General features: G+C 68.8%; 4 protein-coding genes. 1 reads left to right on the forward strand and 3 read right to left on the reverse strand.

Annotated features, from left to right (window positions below; genetic code table 11):
- Positions 1–111: 111 nt before the first annotated feature.
- Positions 112–1,377, reverse strand: a complete 1,266-nt coding sequence (locus J4H91_RS09845; RefSeq protein ID WP_208046094.1) for a DUF222 domain-containing protein — start codon at positions 1,375–1,377, stop codon at positions 112–114.
- Between the two features lie 338 nt (positions 1,378–1,715).
- Here J4H91_RS09845 and J4H91_RS09850 point away from each other — a divergent pair, with 338 nt between their 5' ends.
- Positions 1,716–2,852 (forward strand): glutathione S-transferase family protein, encoded by a 1,137-nt coding sequence (locus J4H91_RS09850; protein WP_208046095.1) that lies wholly within the window; start codon positions 1,716–1,718, stop codon positions 2,850–2,852.
- Between the two features lie 58 nt (positions 2,853–2,910).
- Here the strand turns inward: J4H91_RS09850 and glpK are convergent, their stop codons facing one another.
- Both glpK and J4H91_RS09860 read right to left on the reverse strand, forming a co-directional pair.
- Positions 2,911–4,437, reverse strand: a complete 1,527-nt coding sequence (gene glpK / locus J4H91_RS09855) for a glycerol kinase GlpK (protein ID WP_208046096.1) — start codon at positions 4,435–4,437, stop codon at positions 2,911–2,913.
- A 55-nt stretch (positions 4,438–4,492) separates the two neighbouring features.
- Positions 4,493–6,217: an FAD-dependent oxidoreductase gene (locus J4H91_RS09860; protein ID WP_208046097.1), complete on the reverse strand. Its 1,725-nt coding sequence runs from the start codon at positions 6,215–6,217 to the stop codon at positions 4,493–4,495.
- Positions 6,218–6,312: the final 95 nt, after the last annotated feature.

Genomic DNA, 6,312 nt, shown 5'->3' on the forward strand with positions numbered 1-6,312 from the left:
CAATGGTCGGCTCGAACACCTCCGTGGCTCCGCGCTGGGGTTCCGGAACCTGACCCACTACATTGCGCGGTCGTTGCTCGAAGCCGGCGGATTCAGACCGCTCCTACACCCTCAATTCCGATGAGCCCGTTTGATCTCCGCGCTCGGGCGGTAGCGCTCCACTGAGAGCACCGCTCCTCTGGCGTCGACCGAGACCATCTCCCAGTGCTTCGCATTCGCTGCGAGTTCGCGCGCGGTCACCGTGTCGATCGGTCCGTAGCCCGCGAGCATCGCCGGTTCGGATCGACTGCGAGACGTTGCCGAAGGCGGCGGTGCGGGGGGAAGCGGTGCAGGGGGAGGCACTGGGGAAAGCGGTGCTGGGGATGACGGTGTTGGGGATGGCCGTGCCTGCGAACGTTGCGCCGACCTGGCGGGTTGGGCTGCCGAGGGCGGTTGCGCTGGGCCAGGCGGCACCGATACGGCGGGAGGAACCGCCTGCCCGGGAAGCACCATCGTCGCAGGCACGATCACCTGCACTCGAGCCTGGATCTCATCTCGCGGCGCGACACCCGATCCCGGCGTTGCGCCGTCAACATCCGAGAGCTCGTGGACGCGCTCCTGCCCGTCTGCCGCGGCTGATCTGCCGAGCACAGATGTTCCGCTCAGAAGGAGACCGCAGAGAAGATCCGCCCGGATCTCGTCGCGAGTGAGCCCGCTGCGATGCTCGCGCGAGATCCGTCGGCTCATGGCGGTGAGCCGCTGCTTGATGGCGTGGGCCTCCACAGCGGGGAGATGGGCGATGAGGTCGCTCATGCCATCCTCTCCGTCGACGACCACCACGCTGCGGCGTCTGCGTGCTTCTGCGTGGCGTTCGTCGATCGAGACCTCGGCGTGCGCCTCTGCGAGTCTGCGAGCGGCGGGGCGAAGACGGCCCGGCGTCTCCTCGATCGCGATTGCGAGCACGGCAGACTCGTAGTCGGCCCGACGCAAGACCGCGTCGGCGTCGTCGGTGCCTCCGACGACGGTGCCCGCATCGACGATGACTGAGGCGTGCCGTTCGGAGATCGATCCCTCGCGAAATGCCTCCAAAGTGCGCGGATAGGAGTACGTGAGGGAGTGAGCGAGGTTCAACTGCCGCTCGGTGACGTACTCGCTCTGGTGCAGGGCGGCGGCTATCTCGGAACGGATCGAGCGGTAGGCCAGCTCGGACGATGCGTCGTTCGGCGCACTGGCGGAGGTGCGGCGGGTCTCCTCGCCCGCGATGTCCATCGCCGCGGCGAGCAGCCGCAGGCGTTCGGCCTCGGCCTCGCGGATGCGTTGCTCCACGCGCTCGAGCCCCTCGAGGACTGCAGTCAGCGCGAGTGTGTAGGGGCTCTCGGAGGTGAAGGTGATGGACATGCGGATATTGCATCAGTGACCTCGGACATCGAGGGCATCGAAAGCCGGGTCAGCGATCCAAAGATTCGGGGCCGGCTTTGGTGAGAGAGCTACAAACGACCTGAGGATGCGGTCGCGGTAGTCGGAGAAGAGGCGACGCGATATTCCATACCGGGCCTGCCCATGTTGCGTTGGCGAACCGGGCCTGCCCGTGTCGCGCTGGCGAAGGATCACGCGTCTGCGCGTCTCGCGCCGCACTCACGAGAATGTCGGCGGTCGCTCCTAGACTCGGAAACGACAGTAACCGCACGCACCGATACCCCGCCGCCACCGCACGCACCGATGAGAGGGAGACCACGATGCCGAACACCGAGAGCGCAACCGCCGCAGACGAGCACTCGACCCGCGGCTCGTACGTGACGAGCGGTTCCGAGTTCACCCGCGACACCAACTACATCGAGGATCGCATCGTCGCCGATCCCGAGGCGGTCAGGGCGCTCCCGGCGCCTCCCGCGTCGAAGATCGGTTCGCTCGGCTACGGTCTGAGCGAGGGCGCGCAGGCCTGGCCGGTCGAGCCCGGCCGCTACCGTCTGGTCGCCGCGAACGCCTGCCCCTGGGCCAATCGCACGGTGATCGTGCGCCGCCTGCTCGGCCTGGAAGACGCGATCTCGCTCGGCCGCCCCGGACCCACCCACGACGCGCGATCGTGGACCTTCGACCTCGATCCCGACGGAAGGGATCCGGTGCTCGGCACGGAGCGCCTGCAGGAGAACTACTTCAAGCGCTTCCCCGGCTACCCGCGAGGGATCACCGTGCCGGCGATCGTCGATATCCCGAGCGGGGGAGTCGTGACGAACGACTACCCCCAGATCACGCTCGACTTCTCCACGCAGTGGCGCGAGTTCCACCGCGAGGGGGCACCCGATCTGCTCCCGGAGGGGGAGCTCGAGGAGATGTGGCCGGTCATCGAGCGCATCTTCACGGAGGTCAACAACGGCGTCTACCGCTGCGGCTTCGCGGGCAGCCAGGAATCCTACGACGCCGCCTACGCGAGGCTCTGGGAGGCGCTCGACTGGTTGGAGGAGCGGCTCGCGACGCGCCGCTACCTCATGGGCGGCACCATCACGGAGGCCGACGTGCGTCTGTTCACGACCCTCGCCCGCTTCGACCCCGTCTACCACGGGCACTTCAAGACCAACCGCAACAAGCTCGCCGAGATGGAGCATCTCTGGGCCTACGCGAGGGATCTCTTCCAGACGCCGGGCTTCGGCGACACGATCGACTTCGTGCAGATCAAACAGCACTACTACATCACGCACGAGGATGTGAACCCGACCCGCATCGTGCCGGCAGGCCCGGAGCTCGGAGACTGGCTGGATCCGCACGGACGCGATCGCCTCGGCGGATCCCCGTTCGGCGATGGCACCCCGCCCGAGCCCGTGCGGGAGCACGAGCGCATCGCGGCGGGGCACAACCCGCTCTATCCGGCGAACTGAATCCGCCCGTCTCCCGAGCTCGCCCCGCCCCCTGAAACGGTCGAACGGGGCGGGGCGCTCAGCGCGTATCCTCGTCCACCCAGTCCATCGACTTCTCCACGGCCTTGCGCCACTGGCGCAGCAGGCGATCCCTCTCGGACGCGTCGAGAGTCGGCTCCCAGCGGGCGTCCTCCCGCCAGTTCGCGCGCAACTCGTCGAGACCGGACCAGAAGCCGACTGCGAGCCCCGCGGCATACGCGGCGCCCAGCGCGGTCGTCTCAGCGACCCTCGGGCGCACGACGGGCACGCCGAGCACGTCGGCCTGGAACTGCATGAGCGCGCCGTTCGCGACCATGCCGCCGTCCACGCGCAGCTCGGCGAGAGGCACGCCGCCCGCGGCGGTGACGTCGGCGTTGACCGCGTCGAGCACGTCCCGCGTCTGATAGGCCACGGCCTCGAGCGCCGCGCGGGCGATGTGATTGCGGTTCGAGTAGCGGGTCAGCCCCACGATCGCGCCGCGCGCATCGGGCCGCCAATAGGGCGCGAAGAGCCCGGAGAAGGCGGGTACGACGTACACGCCGCCGTTGTCCTCGACCCGCCGCGCGAGCTCCTCGACCTGCGGAGCCGACTCGATGATCCCGAGCTGATCCCTCAGCCACTGGATGAGGGATCCGGTCACCGCGATCGATCCCTCGAGGGCGTAGTGCACCGGTCCGTCGCCGAGCTTGTAGCCGACGGTCGTCAGCAGGCCGTTCGTCGACCGCACGATCTCGGTGCCGGTCTGGAAGATCAGGAAGCAGCCCGTGCCATAGGTGTTCTTCGACTCGCCGGCGTCGAACGCCGCCTGACCGAAGGTCGCGGCCTGCTGATCGCCGAGGATGCCCGCGATCGGGGTCTCCCGCAGCAGCGAGGAGCTCTCGGCCGTGCCGTACACCTCGGACGACGACCTGATCTCCGGCAGCATCGAGCGGGGCACGCCGAACACCTCGAGGATGTCGTCGCGCCACTCGAGCGTCTCGAGATCCATGAACATGGTGCGCGAGGCGTTCGTGACATCGGTGACGTGCACGCCGCCGTCGACGCCGCCCGTGAGGTTCCAGAGCACCCAGCAGTCCGTCGTGCCGAAGAGCAGATCGCCGGCCTCCGCCGCCTCGCGCGCGCCCTCGACGTTCTCGAGGATCCAAGCGATCTTGGTGCCCGAGAAGTAGGTCGCGAGGGGAAGGCCCACGACCTCCTTGAACCGCTCGATGCCGCCGTCGGCGGCGAGACGATCCACGATGCCCTGCGTGCGGGTGTCCTGCCACACGATGGCGTTGTACACGGGCTCGCCCGTGCGTCGGTTCCACACGACCGCGGTCTCGCGCTGGTTGGTGATGCCCGCCGCCGCGATATCGTGCCGCGTGAGATCGGCGCGTGCGAGCGCCACTCCGATGACCTCCTGCACGTTCTGCCAGATCTCGAGCGGGTCGTGCTCGACCCAGCCGGCCCGCGGCATGATCTGCTCATGCTCCTTCTGGCCGACGGAGACGATGGCGCCCGTCCGGTCGAAGACGATCGCACGCGTGGACGTCGTGCCCTGGTCGATCGCGATCACGTGCTCGCTCATGGTGTTGGGGCTCCTTCGCTCCGGATCGTGGGATCGGCGACCGCGCGCCGAGGGGTCAGGCGACGGGCGCGAGCCCTGGGCCGTCGAGGTCGACGCGGTGCGCCTCGCGCAGGATGCGCGCCGTGCGCTCGACCTCGCGCGCCCGATCCTCGTCGCTCCACCCGAGCGCCGGCGCGATCGCGGCAGCCGTCTCCTCGAGTGTCTCACGTGTCACGCCGCCGACGAAGGCGATCGACGTGCGTCGCAGCAGCAGGTCGTCGAGGTGCAGCACGCCCTCCGAGCTCGCGAGGTGCGCGAGCTCCTCGACGGAGTAACCGGGGGCCGAGGCGAGCTCCGTCGGCTGGGCGGGCAGCGCCGCGAGCACGTCTTCGGCCTTCGTGCCGTAGCGCTCGAGCAGCCGCTCGACGAGCTCGGGGGAGTGCCCGCGGGAGCGCTTCGAGACCCAGATGCGCCGCGCGGCGCGATCCTTCGGGAAGCCGGCGCCGCCGCCGATGACGGTGCCTCGCGTGCCGACGCTGCGGCGCACCCCGAGCAGTTTCAGGGTCTCGTCGCCGAGGTGCTCTGCCAGCGCCCGGAAGGTCGTCCACTTGCCTCCCACGAGGCTCAGCGTGCGCACATCGCCGATCCACCCCTGCTCGATGCGGTAGTCGCGCGACACGAAGCCCGGGGCCGTGTCATCCTGACGCGGCAGTGGCCGGATGCCCGAGAAGGAGTACACGATCTGGGAGCGGTCGACCGAGATCGAGGGGAAGACGTGAGGGATCAGGTCGAAGAAGTAGTCCACCTCCTCATCGGTGCAGACCGACGGATCCCTCGGATCGACCTTGATGTCGGTGGTGCCGACCATCACCCGATCCTTGAGCGGGTAGATGAGCACGATGCGACCGTCGGAGTGCTCGAAGAACATCTCCCTTCCGGCCGTCGCCTCGAGCAGCTCGGGGTGGTCGAGCACGATGTGCGAACCCTTCGTGCCGCCCATGTAGCGGGTCGGATGACCCAGCGCCTCGTTGGTGAGGTCGGTCCACGGCCCGCTCGTGTTGACGACGACGCGTGCGGTGAAGGGGAACTCATCGCCCGTCTCCTCGTCGCGCAACAGCACCGATCCCTCGCTGAAGCCTGCCGCCGAAACGTAGTTCGCGGCCCTGGCCCGTTCGCCGCCGGCCGCCAGACCGTCGGCGAGCACGTCGAGGGCGAGACGCTCGGGATCGTGCATCGAGGCGTCGAAGTAGGTCGCCGTGTACTTGATGTTCGGGTTGAGTCTGGGCAGTTCGCGCAGCGACCGCTGACGGCTTCGGAAGCGATGGCGCGGCACGCGCCCGCCGCCCCGCGAGAAGGTGTCGTAGATCACGAGACCGAGCTTGATGAGCAGCGCGCCGCGCTCGTTGGGCTTGCCGCGGCCGTGCGAGACCAGCAGGCGGAAGGGGGCGGTGAGCACGCCCGAGAAGGTCTTGAAGATAGGGATCGTGGTCTGCAGCGGCCTCACGTAGTGCGGTGCGTTCTTGAGTAGCCGGTTGCGCTCCTGCACGGCCTCCCGCACCAGGCGGAACTCGCCGTTCTCGAGGTAGCGGATGCCGCCGTGCACCATGTGGCTCGACGCCGACGAGGCGCCGGAGACGAAGTCGGCCCGATCGACCAGCGCGACGTCGACGCCCTGCAGCGCGAGCTCGCGGAACGTGGCGATCCCGTTGATGCCTGCACCGACGATGAGCACGTCCGCGCTCGGCCGATCCCTCAGGGATGCGACGGCGCTGCTGCGGGTCGAAGAAGGCTGCTGGGTCACGGGTTTCCTCTTCTCTCGGGGGGCGCGCCCCGTCCCGGCGCGCCCCACGCGGATGCGACCTCCCCAGACAGTCAGATGAGGGAGGGGTTGCAAAC

This window comes from Leucobacter ruminantium (genome assembly GCF_017565705.1).
GTDB lineage: Bacteria > Actinomycetota > Actinomycetes > Actinomycetales > Microbacteriaceae > Leucobacter > Leucobacter ruminantium.

Bases quoted from the DNA above. Each gene is read 5' to 3' on its own strand.
- J4H91_RS09845 (WP_208046094.1), bottom strand. From the start codon at position 1,377: ATGTCCATCACCTTCACCTCCGAGAGCCCCTACACACTCGCGCTGACT.
- J4H91_RS09850 (WP_208046095.1), top strand. From the start codon at position 1,716: ATGCCGAACACCGAGAGCGCAACCGCCGCAGACGAGCACTCGACCCGC.
- glpK (WP_208046096.1), bottom strand. From the start codon at position 4,437: ATGAGCGAGCACGTGATCGCGATCGACCAGGGCACGACGTCCACGCGT.